Consider the following 21,327-nt stretch of genomic DNA (forward strand, 5'->3'; position numbering starts at 1 on the left):
CGCCCGCAGGCCGGTGACACTGCAGGCGCAGCTTTCTTGCTCCGCCTTTCTTATCTTTGATCTTTAAAACGATGCTTCAAAACAAATGATATGAAAAAGATTTTTTTTGCCCTGCTCCCGTTCCTGCCTTTAATGGCCTTTGCCCAATCTCCGGGAAAAGGCTTTAGCCTCATTCCTCATCCGGATAAAAATCAGGTAGACATTACTTACAATGGCCGTCTGCTTACCGCCTATTGTTATACCGACAGCATTGCCAAGCCCTTTCTTTACCCGGTAAATACATTAAATGGCATAACCGTAACCCGCGGCTTTCCGGTAAAACTCATCCCCGGCGAAAGCACCGACCATCCGCATCACGTAGGCATCTGGATGAACTACGAATCGGTAAATGGCATCGATTTCTGGAATAATTCTTCCGCCATCCCGGCTGCAAAAAAAGATCATTATGGCACCATTCTTCATAAAAAAATCCTGGAACAGAAAGCATCAAAAAACCGGGCGCAATTGCAAACCACAGCAACATGGGTCAACCATTCCGGCGAACCTTTCCTGGATGAAGCCACCACCTATTTTTTTGAAGTAAAGAACAACCGGTTCTACATCACCCGCTCTACCACCCTTACTGCCCTCGATAAGCCCGTGGTATTTGCTGATGTCAAGGACGGATTCTTTGCCATCCGGCTTGCAAAAGAGCTGGAAATGCCTTCCGCAGAAACACGGTCATTTACAGACAACCAGGGTAATATTACAAAGATTCGTGCTTCGGGCGCCCTTGTGCCCAGTGGCATGTATTACGCGTCCAACGGCCTCAAGGGCGATGCGGTGTGGAGCAGCCAGGGAACCTGGGCACTGCTCAAAGGGAAAAAAGACGGTGCCCCCATATCCATCGGCATGTTTGACCATCCGTCTAATACCGGTTACCCCACCTACTGGCATGCACGCGGTTACGGGCTTTTTGCCCTCAATCCCCTGGGCCGGTCGGTATTCAGCAAGGGAAAAGATTCGCTGAACCTTACCCTGCAGCCGCATCAGTCCAAAAAATTCACCTATCGCATTGTGATCGCGCAGCAGGATCTTCCCCTGGCAGAAATGGAAAAAATGGAAACTGAATTTAAACAGACCCGCTATTAAAACAGCATAAATAAAATAGGATTATCTTCGATGTCTGAAAATTGTCTGTCCGAACAGTAACTGTTTATAAAATACGGGATTTTAGTGCGCCAGGCCAACACCATTTCCGCCGGCGGACAGGATATAACACAGTCCGACAGCTTTTCAGGCAATACTAAAACCGGTGGCATTCTTTATCCCAGGGTCATTGTCACCTCCATCCACCCCCACATGGGAGACCAGGAATTTACGATAACCCTCAATGATGTGAAGCTGAACGAGGGAGTAAGTGCAGAGGATTTCAAATAAGGAAATGTAAAATATTGAATAGCCAATGTAAAATGTAAAAGCAGGGGTTCATTTTCTGAGATGAGATTTCTGAAAGGAAACGGAATTGCTTTTTTGCTTCATTTTACATTGGGTATTTTATATCCCTTATTTTACATTGCCCTTCGGGTTCTTGCCTGATGGATTCCTCCGCGGGTATTCGCCATTAAAGGAGCACTGCAGTGCTCCAAGCCGGGAGCCACAGCCCTCTACTTCTTCAAGAGAAACACTGTTTTTGTCAAAAATAAAACGCAGCACACAGGGGTCTCCCCCCTGGCGGTATTCGGCCACCGTTGGAGAACTAAAGATTGCATCACCCTTCAGCTCGCCCACACATTCTTTATTGTCTTTTTCAAGATGAATAAAGAAGCGCATCCGGCCTTCCCGCTGTCCGTCACGAAAGGAAACCAGATTCATTCTTCCATCACCATAGTCCCCCGCATATTTCTGGCGACGCCCCAGTGTATCAATCGGATTAATCAGCTCTGTAAAACCATCCCCCAGGCTATCCGTCATGATGAGCGAAAAATTCTTTGCCGCCGTATTCAATACAAAAACATCATGTCCGCTTATTTCAATACCATTCGGCAGCTTTTGCGAGAGGTCTTTATTGATATTCAACCGCTGATCAATCGTAACTGTGATGGACACATTGGTATTGCCCGTCAGTTTTATTACCGGCAATGCTGCTATAAACTGTTTCTTTTTATCATGTGCAGTAATAAGCAGCGCCTTCCGCTGCCGGGCTATTCCTCTAGTAAGGAGATAAAAGCTACCATCCCCCGCCTGCACAGTGCCCACAGGATAATAACCGGGGCGCGAACCGGCATCAAAAACCTTACGGGTAACTGAATCCGGTATAAACTGATGCAGTACCTCCGGTGCAATACGAAATGAATCATTTTCCCGGACAGGAAACGAGGTGTCGCCATAAGTAAAGGGCAACGGCAATACCGGGTAGGCCTCCATAAATTCTTCGATATTTACCGCATCATCGCCGGTCATTTTCTTCTTTTTCTTACCACCACAGGCTACAAAAAAAACTACCGCTACCGCCAGGAACCAATACAAAGGTTTACACATAAGTCAATATTATACGACAAAATAAATAAAATCCCGGTGCATCCGCACAAAAAATAATTTTGAGCCCTGTTGTTATTTTTTTAGATTTGTCTAAATTTTTATTTAGATGTCAATAAATCTTTCGCATACGGAAGAGAACTATATAAAAGCGGTTTACCGATTGGAACAGGATGGAAAGCCAGCCAGCACCAATGATTTGTCGGAACTGCTGAGAACCGCCGCGGCTTCTGTTACCGATATGCTCAAGAAACTCAAACAAAAAAAATTGGTGCATTACAAAGCTTATTATGGCTGCACACTCACCGAAACCGGCCGGAAAAATGCTCTCATCATCATTCGCCGGCACCGGCTCTGGGAGCATTTCTTATCAAAAAAACTTGGCTTCAGCTGGGACGAGGTGCATGATATTGCCGAAGAGCTGGAACATGTAGGTAACGCCGGTCTTATCAGCAAGCTGGACGCTTTCCTGGGATACCCTCGTTTTGATCCTCACGGGGACCCGATCCCGGATGAAAAAGGCCATATCATTCAGCTACAGCATCAGCTTTTGTCAGAAATACCATTGCACCGGCCGGTAGAAGTGGTGCAAATCAGCGACCAGTCGGCCCCTATCCTGGAGCTGCTGAATGAAAAGAACATCCGGATCGGCACCCTGCTGGAGATCCGGAAGCGGTTTGCGTACGATGAGTCGCTCGAAATTAAAACGGGTAACAAGAGCATTACCCAGGTATCCAAAAAATTATCGCAAAACATCTTAGTAAAGGATCATGAATAGGCATCATTCCGACATATCACTCAGCGAGGTACATCAGTCTGTAGACACTACCCAAATCAATAAGCCCAAATGGCGGCGCATCCTCTCCTTTTTTGGACCGGCCTACCTGGTCAGCGTAGGGTATATGGATCCCGGTAACTGGGCCACCGACCTGGCGGGCGGCAGTCAGTTCGGCTACAGCCTGCTATGGGTGTTGCTGATGAGTAACCTGATGGCGCTGCTGCTTCAGAGCCTTTCGGCGCGACTGGGAATTGTACGGCATAAGGACCTGGCCCAGGCCAACCGGGAAGCCTATCCCAGGGGCGTTAATTTCATCCTTTACCTGTTGGCAGAAATAGCCATCGCCGCCACAGATCTCGCAGAAGTGCTGGGTATGGCTATCGGACTGCAATTGCTTACTGGTATGCCCCTCATCTATGGCGTGCTGATCACCGTACTGGACACCTTTCTGCTGATGCTGCTGCAACGGTTTGGCATGCGCAAGCTGGAAGCTTTCGTAATCGGGCTGATCTTTATCATCGGCATGTCGTTTCTTGTACAAATCCTCATTGCTGCTCCCGATCCCCGGGAAATGGCCGCCGGCTTTATGCCCCGGCTGCAAAATGACGCAGCCTTGTACATCGCCATAGGGATCATTGGCGCTACCGTTATGCCTCATAATTTGTACCTGCACTCGGCCCTGGTGCAAACCCGTAAATTCAAAAACACCGAAGATGGGATCCGGAAGGCGCTGAAATATAATTTTTGGGACAGCGCTATCGCCCTCAATATGGCCTTCCTCGTAAATGCAGCCATCCTGGTGCTGGCCGCTACCATTTTTTTTAAAACAGGCAGAACCGATGTGGCCGAAATCCGGCAGGCCTATGAACTGCTGCCCAGCCATCTCGGCAGCGATTTTGCATCCAAGCTGTTTGCCATTGCATTAATCGCCGCCGGCCAAAGCAGTACGGTAACCGGCACCCTTGCAGGTCAGATTATTATGGAAGGATACCTGAAACTCCGGATCAACCCACTGATGCGGCGACTCCTTACAAGGCTCATTGCCATAGTACCGGCAGTACTGGTCATTGGCCTATATGGCGAAAACGAGGTAGATCAGCTACTGATCTTTAGCCAGGTGGTATTGAGCCTGCAGCTGGGGTTTGCCATTATACCCCTTATCCACTTTGTAAGCGACCGCAATACGATGGGCATTTTTGCCATAAAACCGCTCACCCGGTTATTAGCATGGCTCATTACCGCGGTGCTCATCTACTTAAACGGGCGCATGGTAGCAGATGCCGTTACCAGCTATTTTACCACTTCCGCATCCTGGGGCTGGAAGCTGCTGATCCTCTTCTCAAGCTGCGGTGTCCTTACCCTTTTAGGCTATACCATTTTTTACCCATTCAGCAAAAAGCATTTGAAAACCAGTTCCTCCCCTGTTCATCCCGAACCAGCCCCGCTGGAGCTGCAGGAAGGCATCAACGATTATTCCACCATCGCCATTGCCGTTGACTTTAGCAAAATCGACAGTACACTGATTACACAGGCGTTGCAACAGGGAAACCGACAAACGAAATTTGTACTGATCCATGTGGTAGAAAGCGTTGCCGCCCGTTTTATTAACAGGGAAATCAAGGATCAGGAATCCAAAACGGATAAAGCCTACCTCGATGGATATGCCAAACAGATCCGGCAAAAGGGTTACAAAGTAGTATGGGAACTGGGCTATGGTATTGCGTCCCGCGAAATTCCCAAAATTGTAAACAGCCACCAGGCCAGTCTGCTGGTGATGGGCGCCCACGGACACAAAGGGTTAAAAGATTTTATCTACGGCAGTACCATCAATAATGTACGGCACCGTTTAAAGATCCCGATATTGATCGTTGGCAGTGAAATTCCTGGTTCGGGCAATAGTCAATAGGCAATCAATGTCGTTTACCTCAAACCTGGAACTTGAAACAGCTTTCAACCTCCAGTTGTCAGCATTGCGCATCAAGTATAAAAACAGGATCTAACGTTGAACCTTGAACTTTAAACCTTAAACAAAAAATCATCCCCTGATCTGGTGGATAAAGTTTTCAAAAACGTTGAAATCTCCTTTCAGGCTTACAAATACAATAATAAAAACGATACCAAAAATAGCGCCCCACAAATGGGCTCCGTGATTAATGCGCCCCCCACCCTGACGGTCTAAATAGGCCGATATTAAAAGATAAAGCCCGCCAAAAATCCAGCCGGGAATATCAATCGGGAGGAACATAAAACGGATAGGAAGCGTTGGGTATAACAGGATTCCCGCAAAAACAACCGAAGAAACGGCTCCGGAAGCGCCAAGGCTCCGGAAGGCATAGTCATCCTTATGTTTGAAATAATCCGGCAGGCTTGCAATGATCAGTCCCCCTATGTAAAGGCCAGCGAAATACAGCGGCGCATCGGCCCCAAAAATAACCGGGCTGCCAAACAAAGCAGGGGACTCCAAAAATGCTCCAAAAGTGTACAGGGCAATCATATTAAATGCCAGGTGCATCAGATCGGCATGGATAAGGCCATGCGTAAGAAACCGGTAATACTGACCATTCCGGGAAATGGCCGGTCCAAAAAAAATGAGGTTGTCAATTACTTTCGAACTGCTAAAACCCCAAAGCGAAACCGCTACTGTAACAACGGTGATGATAAGCGTAATGGTTATTTCCATAGGCTAAAAATAGGGACAATTTCCCATTTCTCATTTCTAATTTCATACTCCTCATTTCAGGAATGATGGTACTTCTCATTTTTCATGATGGTACAGGCCCGGTACACCTGCTCCGCAAGAATGAGGCGCACCAACTGGTGCGGAAAAACCAGCTGCGACAGGCTCCACAACGTATTCGCCCTGCGCAATACCGTTTCATCCAGACCGTAGGCGCCGCCGATCAAAAAAATAATGCGTTTGGTGCCGGCGTTGGCACGGCCTTGTAAAAAGGCGGCCAGCCCTTCCGAACTCAGCTGGCGTCCCCGCTCCTCCAGAGCTACCAGGTAATCTTCCTTTGCGATCCTGGGCAGGATACTTTCGGCCTCCTTTTTCTTCAACTCCTTCGGTCCAAGATGCGCTGCCTCTTTGGGTACAGGAATCAGTTCCCATTCCAGCCGGAAATAGTTCCCGATACGGCCGGAAAATTCCTCCACCCCTTCTTTTACATACGCTTCATGCTGTTTTCCCAGCGCCCAAAAGGCCATTTTCATGCGAGATATTTTAAAAATTGTCAAAAACCGACCAAGATTGTCAAGGATCATACCAAAAAATGCTTCGATGACCATTCCGTAGGGTGCATAACATTTTTTTCTACAGCACTGCGCCCTTTGCGGAAAAGCCTGGCGCCTTTGCGTGAGAAATAATAAGAATTCAAAAAAATGTTATGCTCCCGTTCCATACGACCGCAAAAATATTAAAACATTTTTCTTAGTTTTAAACTACTAAAATTATTTGCTATAAAATCACCCTTTTGGGTAATTGTCAATACAGATACAAAGAAATAACTTCACGAAAAAGATGTTAGTTTCAGTTATAATCATTGAAGATGATGTGCACTACAATAACGCTTTGAAGAAAATAATCGACCACGACCCGGAGCTATTCTGTATCGCCCAGTGTTTTAATGGTGCGGAAGCGATTGAACAACTAACCGCACTGGATGCGGATGTTGCCATTGTGGATATCCGGCTAACGGATATCACCGGTACCCAGGTACTGCAGCGGGTTGATCAAAAAAAACTGCATACCCAGTTTATTATGTGCACCAGCTTCGAAAACGATGAGCACGTTTACGAAGCCCTCAGAGCAGGGGCCTCGGGTTACCTGCTTAAGGGAGAAAGTATGGATAAAATCATCAATTCCATAAAGGAAGTATTCCAGGGCGGCGTTCCTATGACGGCTGCCGTTTCAAGAAAAATACTGCAATATTTCAGCAGCGCCGGGGAGCCGCACCATACGGTTGCAGCATTGCTTACCGAAACAGAGACGGAAGTTTTGCAGATGCTCGCCAAAGGTCTTTTATACAAGGAAATTGCACGAGAAAAATTTGTCAGTATTGACACTGTAAAAAAACATGTAAGCAATATATACCGAAAGCTAAAGGTCAACAACAAGGTAGAGGCCGTTAATAAACTATTATCCAAAAATTAATACCGTAGTACGGCGTTATTATGAACTGCTGCTCCCATCGCTTTTTTTTGTCCGGAGTCATATCAAAACTTATTGTTTTTCTTTATTTCCTTTTTTATACACCATTCCTGAGGGCCGGGGATCATTTGCTCCGGGACACCACATCAATCCCAATACAGCTATTCAGTTCTTCTAAAGCCAAATACAAGATCAGTAAGCATAAAAATCTTTTACCGGACGACCTGGACACTACCGGCACCGTGACATACAAACAGATCACCGCCCTGAAAAACATCCCGAAGGATACCAGGTCCATTTTTATTTTCTTTTCGCTGCAAAATACCAGTGCTGCAGACAGCCTGTTCTATGTGAGTTTGCAGGATGAGTTTGTACCCGAAGCGTACCTTTATCAAATGACGGATACCCCCAGACGTATCGGCGGTACCGGCTTTGCACATATGCAGCGGGAATTGTCCGTTCCTCATACCGGGCGGCATATTGTTTTCAGGCTCCCCCCTTACAAAAGAGGTCGTTATATACTACAGGTCCGGGATTTTGAAGGAGGCATATTTCCTCCCGATTTTTCAATTTTAAATGAGCCATCGTTTCTAAAAGCGCAATCGTCATTTGAGAAAACCTATGAGGACCCCTATAATGCGCTCACCCTGCTGATTGTTGGTGTGCATTTTTGTCTTGCCGTTATTGGTGTTTTCTGGTCTAAAAACAACCGGTTCAAAAGGCCACTCGTCATTTTTGCCATCATGAACTTCATGTATATCTTCTATTACCTGAATATATATGAGTTTATAAATTTTGAAAACAACATGCTGCCGGGTGTAAAAAACATTGTTTACAGGCAGTTCTGGGGATGTCTGGAGCCGGCCCTTTACTATTGGTTCTTTTACAGCTACCTTACGTTTAATAAACGGTATCGCCTGGGTGGTGTTCTTTTAAAATATTCGGGCCTGTACTGGCTTATTTATTTTGTGCTGCGCATTGGAGATTATGACGCATCCCTGCTCGTTTCCGCCACCCATGTGATGAGGGAATTTGCTACCGTCTACGATTTTGTAATTACATTTTTGGTATTCTTATACCTGCTGAAGTTCAAATCTCCCTTTTACAAATATGCACGGCTTGGAGTAAGTATATTACTTGTTAGTGCCGTTCAGATGTCTGCACCATTTATTGCAGGCATCTTAGGCATTGACGAGTTACCCATAAAAATCGGTAACTTTTCTTATTCCATTATGCAGGCGGCAATTATTGCAGACTTCCTGCTGTTTTTATATGGTGTGTCCATCGATACCCTGAAAGCTGAAAACGATAAAAGAGCACTCGAAAACAAATTACTGGAGACGGAACTGCAGCGACAGAAAGATATTATTTCAGAGCGGGAACGCATTTCGATCGATATGCACGATGACCTGGGGGCGGGAATTTCCGCCATAAAGCTACAGGCGGAATTCCTGAAGGAAAAACTCCGGGAGCAGCCGGCCATACAAAACGATGTGGACGACCTGCTGCAAACATCCTTTGAAATGAACCGTTCCATGCGCGAAATGCTTTGGAGTTTAGACAGCAACAATAATTCTCCGGAGCAGTTTGCGCAATATGCTGCATCCTATGCAGAACTCTTTCTGAAGAAGGCCGGCATACATTGCATTATTGGTACCGAAGGGCTGCAACCCGAACAGTTAATGTCTGTAGCTACACGAAGGAATTTGTTTCTGTGCCTGAAGGAGGCACTCAATAATATCTACAAGCACAGCAAGGCTACTACCGTGCATATTTTATTTGAGTGGCAGCACGCCCATTTCCTTCTGCAGCTATCGGATAACGGCATTGGACTTCCATCTTCCATCACCCGTGGAAATGGGTTACAAAACATGCAGCAGCGTATGAAAAATATTGGCGGCACATTTGAGATAGAACCCCTATCCAGTGGTACACATTTAAAATATCAGGCTCCTTTGTATTGAGTATGAGATAGCGATATGACCTGTTCTTAACTCAACACAAATGGCGTCAACAAGAATCTACGTGATCTGCGGACCAAACAATACTTTTTAGTCACCCCGCCAACAATCTATTTGTCATGCCGTCCCGATGGCGATCGGGATTGTTTCGGCATCTAAAGATGATCGTTGGTCAATAGATGCTGAACCAGGAATAGATCCCGGGTCAGGCCCGGAATGACATCTTCAGAACGACATTTGGTTATAAAACGACTTTTGAAATACAGCCTCTATTCATATTGCAACCCGGCTATCGGGACAGGAACCGTATCCGGAAAATTCTGTTTTCAAACAGCTTCTAAGCCCCCCGTTTAACGGCCTGCACCTGTACCCAATTCAAAAAAAATCACCCTTTTGGGTAATTGATAAAAATTATCATGGCCCATAACTTTGATATTGAAAGCCAAAACTAATTGCTTTCTATACCGTTAAAAAACGGGGTTAAAATCCGGATTTTAACGGTTGACAGCCGGTAACAATAAAGGTTTCTTTGCTACAGGGTTCAACATTTAAATAACAACTGTTTAAAGCACATGAAAGAACAGGATCACCATTTTTATCTTACCGCCAAAAAGTTTTGGAAAACGGTTGTAAATAAAGAGACCGTGCCCAACCTGGAGCAATTACAGCAACAGGTGGAGCATTACAAGCGGTTGCTGAGTATATTTCATGCCGGAAACTATTATTACCAGGTCTTTAATATATATACTTCCTGCTTTGATCTCGTAAGCCCTGAAGTGAAAAATGTATTGGGCTATGAGCCCAGGGAGTATGAAGTCGGCTTTTTAATGAGCATTATACATCCGGATGATAAGCCCTATGTTCTGAATTTTGAATATAAAATAGTTGAGTTTTTTAAAACCCTTTCTTTTGAAAAAGTTTCCCGTTACAAGGTTCAATATGATTTCCGGATCAGGAAGAAAAATGGTGACTATATGCGCACATTGCACCAGGCGGTACAGGTAGATTACGACCGGGAAAACTACTACCGGACGCTTTCGCTGGAAACCGATATTACCCATATAAAGCCGCATGGAGAGCCCTGCTTTTCGCTTATAGGACTGGATGGGGAACCCTCCTACTATAATATAAAGGACAAACATTTTACCAAATCGTTCGATTTGTTTACCCGGCGCGAACGGGAGGTGCTCAAAGGCATTGTAGAAGGCAAAACCAGCAGGCAACTGGCGGAGGAACTTTGTATCAGCATACATACGCTGCACACACACCGGAAAAATATACTGGGCAAGGCCAAAACAAAAACGCCCCTGGAACTTGTAAAAAAAACATTGGGGGAAGGATGGGTCTGAAAAATACCTACCCATAGGTATTTTTTAAGGAGGTCAGAAAAAATAATTTCGTATTCAATCAAACAATTAAAAAACTGAAGTATGAGAACCGTATTTCTTATCGCATTTTGCGTTATCCATGTTATAACGGCCGTTGGCCAAAGCCCTTCATCCCCTTTCAGAAAAGGCTATACCCGCCTGGGGATACAGCTGCCCGGCAACAAATTGGAGTACAGCCTCAGTCCCAAAGAGAATGCATTAAAAGGAAATTTTGGGAGCGATATGGGCTTTGTATTTGAAAAGGGCCGGTTGTTTTATTTTATTTCAAAAGACAAAGCAAAACTGATCAATGCGGGAATCGACTGGACAATTCTGGCGCTGAACGCCACCATTACAGGTAATTCCTGGAAGGACTATGTAAAGAATACAACCGGTTATGCCGATGATGAATTTACCTCAAAACTGGTAGCATCCGTAGCCACCAAGGCCGGGCCCGTGCTTTCTATAAACCCCGTTCAGGACCTGGTTATTGATGTACGGGCCCAGGTTTCCCTGGGCGCCTATGCCATTGGGCCCGTATATGAATCCTATAGCGCTGATGGCAGCACCCTCAACAATGCCTTTTACCCATTCGACTATAATGAGGACGCCACCGGCATAAAAACGGTTACCCAGGGATTTCATACCATTCTGAAACCCAATATTGGCGCAACCGTACGCTGGCGCGGTATTGGCCTGGCAGCAGACGTCAGCCCCGGCAACTTCAATATGAAATATAAGGCCATCGAAAATGGAACAGAAAGCATGGGGGAGCAAAAAGTGCCCTTCAATACCTTCCAGGTAAAGCTGAGCTTCAATGGAAAATAACAGATAATGGTAAAATAAATTATTTCACATTTTAAACCCCGTATTATGAAAAAGTACAACCGTATGCGCCTGGCGCCAAAACTGGCTGTAACCGGCTTATTCGCTTTGCTATTTGTGCTGGCAGGCATGGCCGGCTGCTCAAAGAACAGCGACAGCAAGGACAACAATAACCCTGCAAAATATGACAAAAGCAGCCTAGGCAGTTATAGCGGCGTGTTGGTAGGCTCCAGTGGCTATATTACGATCGATCTGAAGCCGGCAGGAGCCAGCGCCACCATTGTTTTTGATGACATAACCTACCAGCTTAGTTCATCCGTAGCTATACCGGCAGGCACCAACGTAAGCGGCTATACCCTGCAAAAAGACGGGGTAAAAATCGTGATGAATGTTAATGCAGATGGCTCCGTTCCACAGGTAGCGGTTACCATACCCGGGCATGATGTAACAGCGGTGATCTTTAAAGTAACTTCCGCCGTTGCCGTAGAAAATTATACCGGAACATTTAGCGGTACCGATGCAGCATCTCCCGAATACAACAATAGCGGCACCCTGAATTTCACCATCAGTGGCAATAACGTAACCCTGCTCTCCAAATGTATCAGCGGCAATTGTGATGATCACACCACTGTTACGATGACCGGTAAAGTAACCCGTTCCGGTGAAAATTTCGTCATCAATTTTAATGACTGCAACTCAGGCAATACCATCTGTACTTTATCCTTCATCAAAAACGCTGCGGGTTACAAAGCCGTTGTACCGATAGACGCAGGGGTGCAGCTGGCGGTAACGGTGAAGAAAGTGCCGTAAGGCCGGCAGTAAAAGATCTGTCGCATTCATCTGTTTAAAACCTCGTTTCGGATGAGGAGCGAATCTGTTTGTATGTTGGGTACGCTTTAGTTTTCGTCTTACTTCGCGTTCGCCTAAAATCACCCCTTTGTGTAATTGACAAGGCCTTGCCAGGACTGTAGTTTTGATAGCAGAGCGACCTGTTTATGTTTTTACCCAATAACCAACAATACCGTTAGAAAACGGGAATAAGCAGGCTATCTCACGGTTGATAATCATTATCTGATATCGTTCATTTGTTATCGTAAATAAACCCGGAAGCCGAAAAGGGGATTAAAGAGTAGGCGAGCAAAACTTAAAAAATGAAAAAAGCATTCTGCAGTATGATTGTAGTTACATTTTTGATCATTGCTTGTTCCAAAAACGATGACGGAAATAGCAATAACAAAGAGGGAAATTATGACTATTACACCGACAACTCAGGAATCTATGTTTTGGAACTGGGTGAAGATGGTTACAGCATATTTGAAAACGGAAAACCAGCTGAATCCGCAAGCAATGCTAAAAAAACGGCGGTGAGAGCGGCTGGATTTACCAAAACGGTAAATAAATATACAGGCGTTTGTATTTTACCGCCAGACTGGCGGCAAACTAAAGTAGAGTACCCAGGCGGACTTACACGCCGACAAAGTTTTGCCAAAAGTTTAAGTACCGTCAATGGGGGCTACCGCATTACACCACGTCCGGTTTTTTTGGGTGGATCTTCCATGCCTTGCTATGAATGCCTGCTCGCAAACGGAGAAATCACTCGCGAAGAATTTTATTTAGCTATCTGTAATGGCAGGCTAGCCTTCGGAGGAAATGTGCTCGATGCTTCTACAATTTCTACATATAACCAAATGTTGAGCGGCGTAAACTTTACAGGCCCGGAGGTTACGGAATTTATAACCCGGATAGAGGCCACCGGTGCGTATAAATGTACAAACCGGTAAATCATCACTTATGTATTATAATCAATCACGGTTGAAAATTATAATAATTTCGTTATTATTAGGCTGCTCAAAGCCAGGCAACGAGAATAAGAACACCGAAAACAGCGTATCAACAAATGCGAAGTGGATAATATTGGGAGGAGCCACTACCTCTGGAGGGGGAGGTGCTAGCATGGGGCTAAAATCCGATGGCACTTTGTGGGTATGGGGGAAAGGAACTACAAATAATATTGGAGGCAATTTTTTAGGATTAGGAGCATCTGTATCCAGCAATGTGCCTCTAAAAGTGTTGGATAATGTAGCAGACTTCTATAGCGATTACACAACGGCCACTTTCGCAATTAAGAAAGATGGCTCTTTGTGGGGAACAGGTGGTAGTACCCATGCTAGAACATTATCAGGGCCGGCAACTTGTGGTGCCATCATACCATCCAGGGATTTTTACCTATATCCATTTGAGCCATCCCGAACAGACCGGTTTAAATTTGAACAAATCGGGTCAGGAGCGGATTGGAAGACATTCTCCAAAAGAATTAACGAGTATGTAGACGGCCCTTTTATACAAAAAAAGGACTATTCTATTTGGGTTTCCACTACGCTTTTATCTGAGTATCCCGGGGTCTTGTATTGGGGAAAGAATAATGAAGAATTATCCGTTTGTCCATCCGGCCAAATACCTTTAAAATGGAATAGGCCATTGGGAACAGTTCATTACCAACCTATTTTAAATAGCAGTACGGAGTGGGAAAGCTTTTATAAGAACTACGGGATATCTCTTTACTATGGTATTAAAAAAGACGGCACTCTGTGGACTTTAAGATTCGTATCTGAAAATGATAAAAATATTAATCCCAATTTACCGGTTCAAATAGGCAGTGAAAACAATTGGAGCAGGTGTATTTCTTTTACGGGATCTGAACTATTTCTAAAGAAAGATGGAACGCTCTGGTCATTGCAGCCAGGTAGCAGTTATCCGGCATACCCAATACCCAAGCAGGTTGGTAGCGACAAATGGAAAGATGTAAAGGCAAGTTTTTCTCACCCACTCGGCTTTAGATATGCTGGAATAAAGTCCGATGGTACGTTATGGGCATGGGGAAGAAACGATGATGGACTTTTGGGTACCGGTAATTATACCAGTACAACCGTTCCGGTAAGAATTTCAACAGAAACTAATTGGGAATCAGTACATGAAGGTCCTGCCGGCTTTTACGTAATAAATATGAAAGGGGAAGTATGGGGATGGGGAAGAAATCTCAATGGCGCTCTTGGAGATGGCACCAGCACCGACAAATATGTACCTACCTTTTTATTTAAATAATTTCTCAAACCATAAAACAACTAAAATGCAACTAAAAACCACGCTTATAGCCATTCTTATTCTAGTAACGATTTTTAGCACTCGCGCACAGGATGTGATCATCAAAAATGACAAAACCGAGTTAAAAGCCAAAGTTCTGGAAATACTCAGCAGCGAAATAAAATACAAAAAATGGGAAATGCAGGATGGACCTACCTACTCTATCAATAAATCAGAGGTGTTTATGATTATTTATAAAAATGGACAACGGGAAAGTTTTGCCTCGGAACCAATAGTCAATAAACCATCTGTTGTTACACAGGAGGCCCCTCCTCAAAATAGTGTTGCTGTAAATAGCCCGTTAAAAAGCAAGTACAAAAGAATAGAATTGGAAGGGAAGAAAACGCTGGTCTTTTATGATTACAACAATGGAGTAGCAAATAGGATAAAAGGAAAGCAAAAAATCTTTGAATACATCTACGATCTACCCGGCTATGAAAAACAAACAAAAGCGTTTAAAAAACAGCTTTTGTTCCCTCGTATTGCTGCGGGTGTGGGGGCTGGCGTAATGTGTATTCGTCTGATACAATTTCGGGGAAACGTTCCATTGGGAGATATACCTTTTTATGCCGGGTGTGGAATAGGATTAGGAGGGGCGCTTGCTATGCCAGCTTTGCAAAATGCATTTGTTAGAAAGTTTGTAAGAGATTATAACTTATCCAACAATCAGGCATCCATCAAGATTGGGATTACTAATCATGGCGTAGGTATGGCGCTAAATTTCTAACAATACCCTCACTAAAAATACGCTTATGAAAAGTTTTCTGTCCTTGATATTATTGTTAGTCGCATTTAGTTGCGTCAAGTCAAAAGACAATGTAAAAAATGAAAATCCTTTTGGCGAGGGCAAAGGACAGTTTACCGCATGGGTTCGCAACGATTTGGGTTCCGGAAAATCGATGTGTTCATAGATAATCAAAAGACAGGTACCATTTCCAATTATCAGGAGAATGGTGTTCCATGCGGAAAAGGCGATGTAAATGCAACGCTCACAGCAGGAAACCACAGCTTTTATGCTATGGCTACAGAGACAAGGTTTTCTTTTCTCCACCAGTGGTATTTATGCCGCTTGTATAGTATTCGTTGACCGGCTATAGCAGGAAGTCTGGCACAACACTGGTAAAGATCGTTTTTATCAGCACAATCGTTTTTAGGCATGAACAAAAACAACATATAGCAAATAGACGGTCTCCATAACAAAACTATTTGTAACAACTAAACCGTAAAACATTATGAGAAAAAAGTATTTATTGCTGCTATTTATTTTTTCATCGGCCATTTTTGTGCGCAAAGCCCTGGCACAATCACCACAAATAATCAAAATAGACTTCAACAAAAAAACCGTTGATCCGCCTACCAAAGATCAATTGCGAAAAGCAGAAAAGGTACAGATTCAAATAGTTAATCTTCCGGTGAATGCCTATACCATCTCAATTAATAAAAAAGATTCCATGATTAGTGCCGGAGCAACACCCGAAATGTTTAGCATACTCAATTATGGAAGCAGCTTTGCCGGGTTATTAGGTGGTCTATCGGGCAGTTTGGTAAGAACGGTAGACGAAAAAATAATAAGGGAGCAAGCAGCATTGAGCGCTTTGATGCAAATATTCGCACATCAAGGAATACCTAACGATGACCAGATCCAGATGCTCTTAGAATTAAAACAGCGTGAAGATAAAACCCCTGAAAACCGGGATAAAAAAATAGGGAAAACCATCGAAAAAATGCGTGACAGCCTATTTAATTTCCACTTTAAATTTAGAGATAATGTAATAAAGCGAGCAGACCGGCTTCTCTACTTAGTGGATACGGGGGGCATTGACCAAAAAAACTTTGAAGTGGAGGCCCAGGCCATTATTGCGAAACGGCTTGCACTGGAAAAAGATCTTGAAATACAATACCTGCACTATTATAATACCGTGTTACCGCAATATGCAAAAATCCGATCGGATATTGGCCTTAGCAGCGGGGATAGTATGCTTACGGCCTATAAAAAAAACTTCTCCCAATTCCTCGCTCAATTCGACAGCAGCTTTAACGAGTCGCTCATTGCCAAAATATACAACCAGCTGGCGCCCAAACCGGCTACAACCGATTTCCTGTCGCTTCCCTATCTGCTTAAGACCGATATCAGCAAGTTTGAAATTGATATAACCGGCAAAGACCCTGCAAAGGCATTGCAAAATTATAGCACAGTTATTGAGCTAAACAAGCGGCCCAACCTGCTTTGGTCCTTTACAACCGGGTTATACCTAAGCGGCCTTCGGTCAACAAACTATTCCATTTACACAAACGTGACCGACAAAGGAGATACTACCGGATATAATATCCGTGAAGAAAAAAACAATAACATGGGGGTAGGTTTAGCGGCCCTGTTGCACTACGGTTATTATTTTTCCGAAGCCTCCAACCTGGGAGTATTTGCCTCATTTGGCCCCGGTCTTTCATTTGAAAATACCCCAAGGCCACGTATACTGATAGGCGCTGGGTTGATGATAGGGAAAAACAATAAATTAGCGATTTCAGGTGGTTGGATTGGAGGCTCGGTTAAAGAAATTTCTGCCAGTTATAATCTGAAAGCCAATTACAATCCTGCACCAAAGGATCTTCTCGCCGATAAATTCAAGGGCAGCTGGTATTTTTCGCTGGGGTATAGCCTTTGGGGAAACTAATGCAACACCGGCAATGGAACAATAGATCCAATTTTGCATGGTTGTCGTTGATCTGGTATTATGCTCCCTGAAATACTTTGGCCTGACAACAAACCAAAACACAGCCTTAGCCCAAAGAAAACTAACTAAAAAAAAAAATCAAAAAACAAGATCATGTTAAAACAAACTCATCTGGCTGTTAAGTACAGGATTGCATATTTAGCCGCTTTTTCGCCACCGCTGGCATTGCGCAAAGCATTGCGGCATAATAAACCAACAGTGGCATCTATATAGCGCACCTTTCCCGCGCAGGGCTCACGACCAACATTATATACACATGAAATATCTATTGCTCTTATCTTTTTCGCTTATCATTATAGGATGTGAAAAGAACAAAACGGACGAACCATACAACAAGAACGCTGAGCTTGTTCATTTTTATAGCGCCGATGCAAATTCAAAGGATGCCGTGGCGCTTACCGTTTTAGACACTCCCAAAACTGCTGCACTAATAGGCTATGCAGCATTTGGCAATGACAAACTCCATACCCGCATCAACAGTTTTGTTTTTGGAAACCGGGGCGATGACTATTATTGCAACCTTATATTGGATGAAAATAGACGCCCCAAACTTTTTTACCTCACCTCTAAAAATGGAGAAAACGATCATGTACTGCTGTCTTTATCCTATCCTGCCGGCGAAACGGTTGTCTACAACCTGTATTATTACGATTGGCTTACGCAGAGAGATTCCCTGCTACAACAGCAGCTTGTAACCATTAATGGTTTCAGTAGCGTTAATTATAACAGTGCTGCACCTGGTGCAGCATATTGGGAGCGCACCGCATCAGAACTAAAAACGATCGGAGATTTTATAAAACAGGTATTTAATGACAAAATAGTGATCAAAGATGTTTCAGATGCAAGATTTAATACAAAAAAGCTCGCGGATTTTTTGGGCAGAGCAACAATGAGTTATAGCGGTGTTAGACCCAGGAGTAATCTCGAATTATCTTCTTCCTTACTTAAATTGCAAGAAAAAGCTGAAAATTGGGCCAGAATTCAGCAGAGGCTCAGCAGTGGTACACCTGTAAAACTCAGTGATTTTACCCCTGTAGATGATCCATCATTTTTTGACTTAGTCGATGCAAAGCCTAGTACAAGCAGCCCTACAAATCCCGATAAACCCGCCCCCAATCCAAAAGGCACACCACAAAACCCCGTTGGAATTATTGCAAATTATTTTATCGGCAATTGGTATCAAACAAGTGGAAATGAAAGTTATAATAATTACTACTATAAATTGAATGTGAACGGCTTTTTTATCGCCTCACGAAATAACACATTTACCCCTTTACTATATGTAGGTGATGGAAGATGGGGCTTCTATTCTGACAACAATAACGTTTCATATATAAACCTTGGTCCAAATAACTGGAAAATCAAATCCTTTAATGGGAATTCTTTCGTTGCAAACAGAACGAATTTTAATGACAATATTGATGTCTTTTTTAAAAAGTTTTAGATCCCGGCACATAGGGGCCATAACAGCGAGATGGCGTTGTGACAGGTGAACTGTTTCAATGAAGCATATGGGTTGAAATAAAGGCTTTTTTTATTGATTCTATAACAGGAAAGAAGATCTCTAACGATGCTATATTCAGAGTTGAACGAAGTATTAATTATCCATAGCAGTGGGTCGCGAGCATACGGCAGACAGTAGCGCCGTAAATTGTATGGCATACGGCAAACAAAAAAGCACCTACATTTCTGTAAGTGCTTGATTATCAAGTGACCGCGTCAGGATTCAAACCTGAAACCTTCTGATCCGTAGTCAGATGCTCTATTCAATTGAGCTACGCAGCCATTTTTGATTATTCTGAAACACTCTTTTCAAAGATTCTGTAACAAATCTGTAACAGGTGCGCAAAAATAAGGTAACAAATTCAAAAATCTCCTAACATAGAACAGGAGAAAATCAATAAATCAACCATCCTCAAACACATTATACCTCTTAAAGGTATGATATATCATCATAGAGTCATTCTTTTGATCAGCCAATATACCCAGAAATTGGTTCCCCTTCTGCCAGTTATAGAGATTTCCTTCATCTTCCTCCCAACACATCGCATCCCTGGCTAAATAAGCCTCAAATCGGGTTACAATTAATTCCCAGTCTTTATAATGCTTATTCAGCCTGTAATAAGCCGTAATCAGCCTTCCCCTGTAGAAGTATAGGGCTATGCCAGATATTGGGATTTCAAGGATTTCACTGACAGGCGGTGTAACCACTTTGTAATGAGAAACTCCATTGTCTTCTCCTTCAAAGATCAGGTTATCATCTAGAAACTTAATAGTGGAGTTTAATTTATAAGGTAAAAAATCAAAATTCATATTAAGGATATTAAAAAAGCTGCCATTTCTGACAGCTTAATTGTTTAAGAATATTTTTTTTTTTTAGGTCTTTTACAAAGACAATCATAGTATATCTGGTTGGTCAATTATTGATTCACTATGTATGATAATTTATGAAATTCATAATCCAATCCCACACTTTGCTTATTTTATGTTTTTACTTCATTTATCCACTTTTGTAATCTTAAAAAGATAATCGGAATAAAAAAAACAGATAACAAAATTAATGGGGACACAATAAGGTTAAATATCATTTCTTTTCTTGCTTGTATAAGATCTTTTTCTAACTTACTTACATTATCACTCAAATAAGAGGTTGCATTGTAATTGTTAAGATTAAGGGTGAGTAGTTCTCTTTCACGTGCTAATGCACTTTGATGATCATCAAGAGAATCATATTTTTTAAATGAATCATATAAAAGGCATGTACAAATAGCTACTGTAGTAAGCCAAAATGGGACTATAAATAATGTTAATAATCTAATTCTGTATAACGAATAAGCTGTTGTTGTAGCTCCTAATTTTAAATACTTAATAACTATTTTTTCTGGTTGCATTATTTGAATTTTTAATGAGTGAGTACCTATTCTATAGATTATGCGCCGGTTTAAAAATTTTCCATTTTATTTACTTTATATATTTTGAAAACTCCTCATTTTCTTGTGCATTAAATATCAATGCACCTGAATATATTAACCTTCATAACTGTAGGAATATTTTTATTTTTCAGTGGAGACAGTAATAGAATTGAAAAAAAAGTCTTTATCATTTTCACATAGCCCCTTTTGATATGTTGAGAATGATATTATATAAAGGTTGTTGTTGGCAATTATAAATTTCTCAAATATTATAGATTGCTTTCCGTTATCTTTTTTAAGTGTATATGTAATCTCTTTTCCCCTGTAATTGCCAGTTTTAAAAGACTTTAAGGGGGTTACAATATCACCATCTTGTATGAATTGAATTACTCCTTTATTAAGAAAAGAACTTATTTCTTTTTCTTGCTCTGATAATGAAAGCTTTGATATTCTATCATAATCTTTTATTACTTGCTTTCTTACTACAACAGTAAAGGAGCAATTATCATTGCTTTTACTAGTTGTAAACATTGTAAGCCTTCTTTCGGGTTTTGTGTCTACGAAAGGTTTATTTGGAAATTTCACTGACAGTTCGCTCCCAACTTTCGTTTTAACCCAATTTGTTTGTGAAGTGCATGCAATGGAAGTTACTAATGCTATAATGGATAAAATCATGTGATGTTTCATGTTTCTATTTTTAAATTATTGTTGTTTATGATAGCCTATAAAGCATATTTTTTTAAAAAATCGTTAATGAGAACAAATGAAAGAGCAGCGATCTTTAACTACTTCAAAAGTGTACTAACATTGATTTATTTTTTTAAACTGGATGTATATCCAATAATAATTTGGACTTGTTATTTTTAACCTATATTGTCAGTACTGGATACTTATGTATTTTATCATAAAAATCAATTGCAAAATCAGCCTTCTCTGCTTGATTTCCT

General features: G+C 42.6%; 20 protein-coding genes and 1 tRNA gene. 14 read left to right on the forward strand and 7 right to left on the reverse strand.

Translation table 11 applies throughout. The annotated features are described in order from the left end of the window. Positions 1-90 precede the first annotated feature (90 nt). Positions 91-1,131 (forward strand): DUF6807 domain-containing protein, encoded by a 1,041-nt coding sequence (locus GGU45_RS02400; RefSeq protein ID WP_435221664.1) that lies wholly within the window; start codon positions 91-93, stop codon positions 1,129-1,131. Between the two features lie 84 nt (positions 1,132-1,215). Continuing rightward, positions 1,216-1,419: a hypothetical protein gene (locus GGU45_RS02405; RefSeq protein WP_435221666.1), complete on the forward strand. Its 204-nt coding sequence runs from the start codon at positions 1,216-1,218 to the stop codon at positions 1,417-1,419. Between the two features lie 126 nt (positions 1,420-1,545). On the opposite strand, the gene GGU45_RS02410 is transcribed toward GGU45_RS02405, so the two are convergent. Continuing rightward, a complete protein-coding gene (locus GGU45_RS02410; protein WP_435221668.1) occupies positions 1,546-2,520 on the reverse strand; it encodes a hypothetical protein in 975 nt (324 codons plus the stop codon). Positions 2,521-2,626: 106 nt separating this feature from the next. Between GGU45_RS02410 and GGU45_RS02415 the strand changes: the two genes are divergently transcribed. Further along, entirely contained in the window at positions 2,627-3,295 is a 669-nt protein-coding gene (locus GGU45_RS02415; RefSeq protein ID WP_435221669.1) for a metal-dependent transcriptional regulator, read from the forward strand. Beyond that, on the forward strand, positions 3,288-5,201 hold the full coding sequence (locus GGU45_RS02420) for an Nramp family divalent metal transporter (RefSeq protein WP_435221671.1): 1,914 nt from the start codon (positions 3,288-3,290) through the stop codon (positions 5,199-5,201). Before GGU45_RS02415 ends, GGU45_RS02420 begins: the two co-directional genes overlap by 8 nt. A 129-nt stretch (positions 5,202-5,330) precedes the next feature. Here GGU45_RS02420 and GGU45_RS02425 read toward each other — a convergent pair whose 3' ends face one another. Both GGU45_RS02425 and GGU45_RS02430 read right to left on the reverse strand, forming a co-directional pair. Next, positions 5,331-5,975 carry a rhomboid family intramembrane serine protease gene (locus GGU45_RS02425; protein WP_435221673.1) on the reverse strand — a complete coding sequence of 215 codons (645 nt, stop codon included), beginning with the start codon at positions 5,973-5,975 and terminating at the stop codon, positions 5,331-5,333. A 56-nt stretch (positions 5,976-6,031) separates the two neighbouring features. Then, positions 6,032-6,505, reverse strand: coding sequence for a 23S rRNA (pseudouridine(1915)-N(3))-methyltransferase RlmH (locus GGU45_RS02430; protein WP_435221675.1), 474 nt, complete (start codon positions 6,503-6,505; stop codon positions 6,032-6,034). Positions 6,506-6,812: 307 nt separating this feature from the next. Here GGU45_RS02430 and GGU45_RS02435 point away from each other — a divergent pair, with 307 nt between their 5' ends. The 10 genes from GGU45_RS02435 to GGU45_RS02480 all read left to right on the forward strand — a co-directional run bounded on the left by GGU45_RS02435 (position 6,813) and on the right by GGU45_RS02480 (position 18,912). Further along, entirely contained in the window at positions 6,813-7,445 is a 633-nt protein-coding gene (locus tag GGU45_RS02435; RefSeq protein WP_435221677.1) for a response regulator, read from the forward strand. A gap of 20 nt (positions 7,446-7,465) precedes the next feature. Then, entirely contained in the window at positions 7,466-9,406 is a 1,941-nt protein-coding gene (locus GGU45_RS02440; RefSeq protein ID WP_435221679.1) for a sensor histidine kinase, read from the forward strand. Positions 9,407-9,975: 569 nt separating this feature from the next. Beyond that, complete coding sequence (locus GGU45_RS02445) at positions 9,976-10,752, forward strand: LuxR C-terminal-related transcriptional regulator (protein WP_435221680.1); 777 nt, start codon at positions 9,976-9,978, stop codon at positions 10,750-10,752. An 81-nt stretch (positions 10,753-10,833) separates the two neighbouring features. After that, positions 10,834-11,598 (forward strand): hypothetical protein, encoded by a 765-nt coding sequence (locus tag GGU45_RS02450; protein ID WP_435221681.1) that lies wholly within the window; start codon positions 10,834-10,836, stop codon positions 11,596-11,598. A gap of 45 nt (positions 11,599-11,643) precedes the next feature. Then, positions 11,644-12,405 (forward strand): hypothetical protein, encoded by a 762-nt coding sequence (locus GGU45_RS02455; protein WP_435221683.1) that lies wholly within the window; start codon positions 11,644-11,646, stop codon positions 12,403-12,405. Between the two features lie 341 nt (positions 12,406-12,746). Continuing rightward, complete coding sequence (locus GGU45_RS02460; RefSeq protein ID WP_435221685.1) at positions 12,747-13,376, forward strand: hypothetical protein; 630 nt, start codon at positions 12,747-12,749, stop codon at positions 13,374-13,376. A gap of 10 nt (positions 13,377-13,386) precedes the next feature. Then, positions 13,387-14,697, forward strand: a complete 1,311-nt coding sequence (locus GGU45_RS02465; protein ID WP_435221686.1) for an RCC1 domain-containing protein — start codon at positions 13,387-13,389, stop codon at positions 14,695-14,697. Between the two features lie 25 nt (positions 14,698-14,722). Next, positions 14,723-15,463 (forward strand): hypothetical protein, encoded by a 741-nt coding sequence (locus GGU45_RS02470; RefSeq protein ID WP_435221687.1) that lies wholly within the window; start codon positions 14,723-14,725, stop codon positions 15,461-15,463. Between the two features lie 505 nt (positions 15,464-15,968). Beyond that, positions 15,969-17,408: a hypothetical protein gene (locus GGU45_RS02475; protein WP_435221688.1), complete on the forward strand. Its 1,440-nt coding sequence runs from the start codon at positions 15,969-15,971 to the stop codon at positions 17,406-17,408. Between the two features lie 316 nt (positions 17,409-17,724). Next, positions 17,725-18,912 carry a hypothetical protein gene (locus GGU45_RS02480; protein WP_435221690.1) on the forward strand — a complete coding sequence of 396 codons (1,188 nt, stop codon included), beginning with the start codon at positions 17,725-17,727 and terminating at the stop codon, positions 18,910-18,912. A gap of 267 nt (positions 18,913-19,179) precedes the next feature. Here the strand turns inward: GGU45_RS02480 and GGU45_RS02485 are convergent. The 4 genes from GGU45_RS02485 to GGU45_RS02500 form a co-directional block, all read right to left on the reverse strand. Next, positions 19,180-19,253 (reverse strand) — tRNA-Arg (locus tag GGU45_RS02485). Between the two features lie 120 nt (positions 19,254-19,373). Next, complete coding sequence (locus GGU45_RS02490) at positions 19,374-19,781, reverse strand: hypothetical protein (RefSeq protein ID WP_435221691.1); 408 nt, start codon at positions 19,779-19,781, stop codon at positions 19,374-19,376. Between the two features lie 170 nt (positions 19,782-19,951). Continuing rightward, positions 19,952-20,359 (reverse strand): hypothetical protein, encoded by a 408-nt coding sequence (locus tag GGU45_RS02495; protein ID WP_435221693.1) that lies wholly within the window; start codon positions 20,357-20,359, stop codon positions 19,952-19,954. 162 nt (positions 20,360-20,521) lie between these two features. Continuing rightward, positions 20,522-21,067 (reverse strand): hypothetical protein, encoded by a 546-nt coding sequence (locus GGU45_RS02500; RefSeq protein WP_435221695.1) that lies wholly within the window; start codon positions 21,065-21,067, stop codon positions 20,522-20,524. Positions 21,068-21,327: the final 260 nt, after the last annotated feature.

This window comes from Niabella hirudinis (genome assembly GCF_051201075.1).
In the GTDB taxonomy this organism is placed as follows: Bacteria; Bacteroidota; Bacteroidia; order Chitinophagales; family Chitinophagaceae; genus Niabella; species Niabella hirudinis.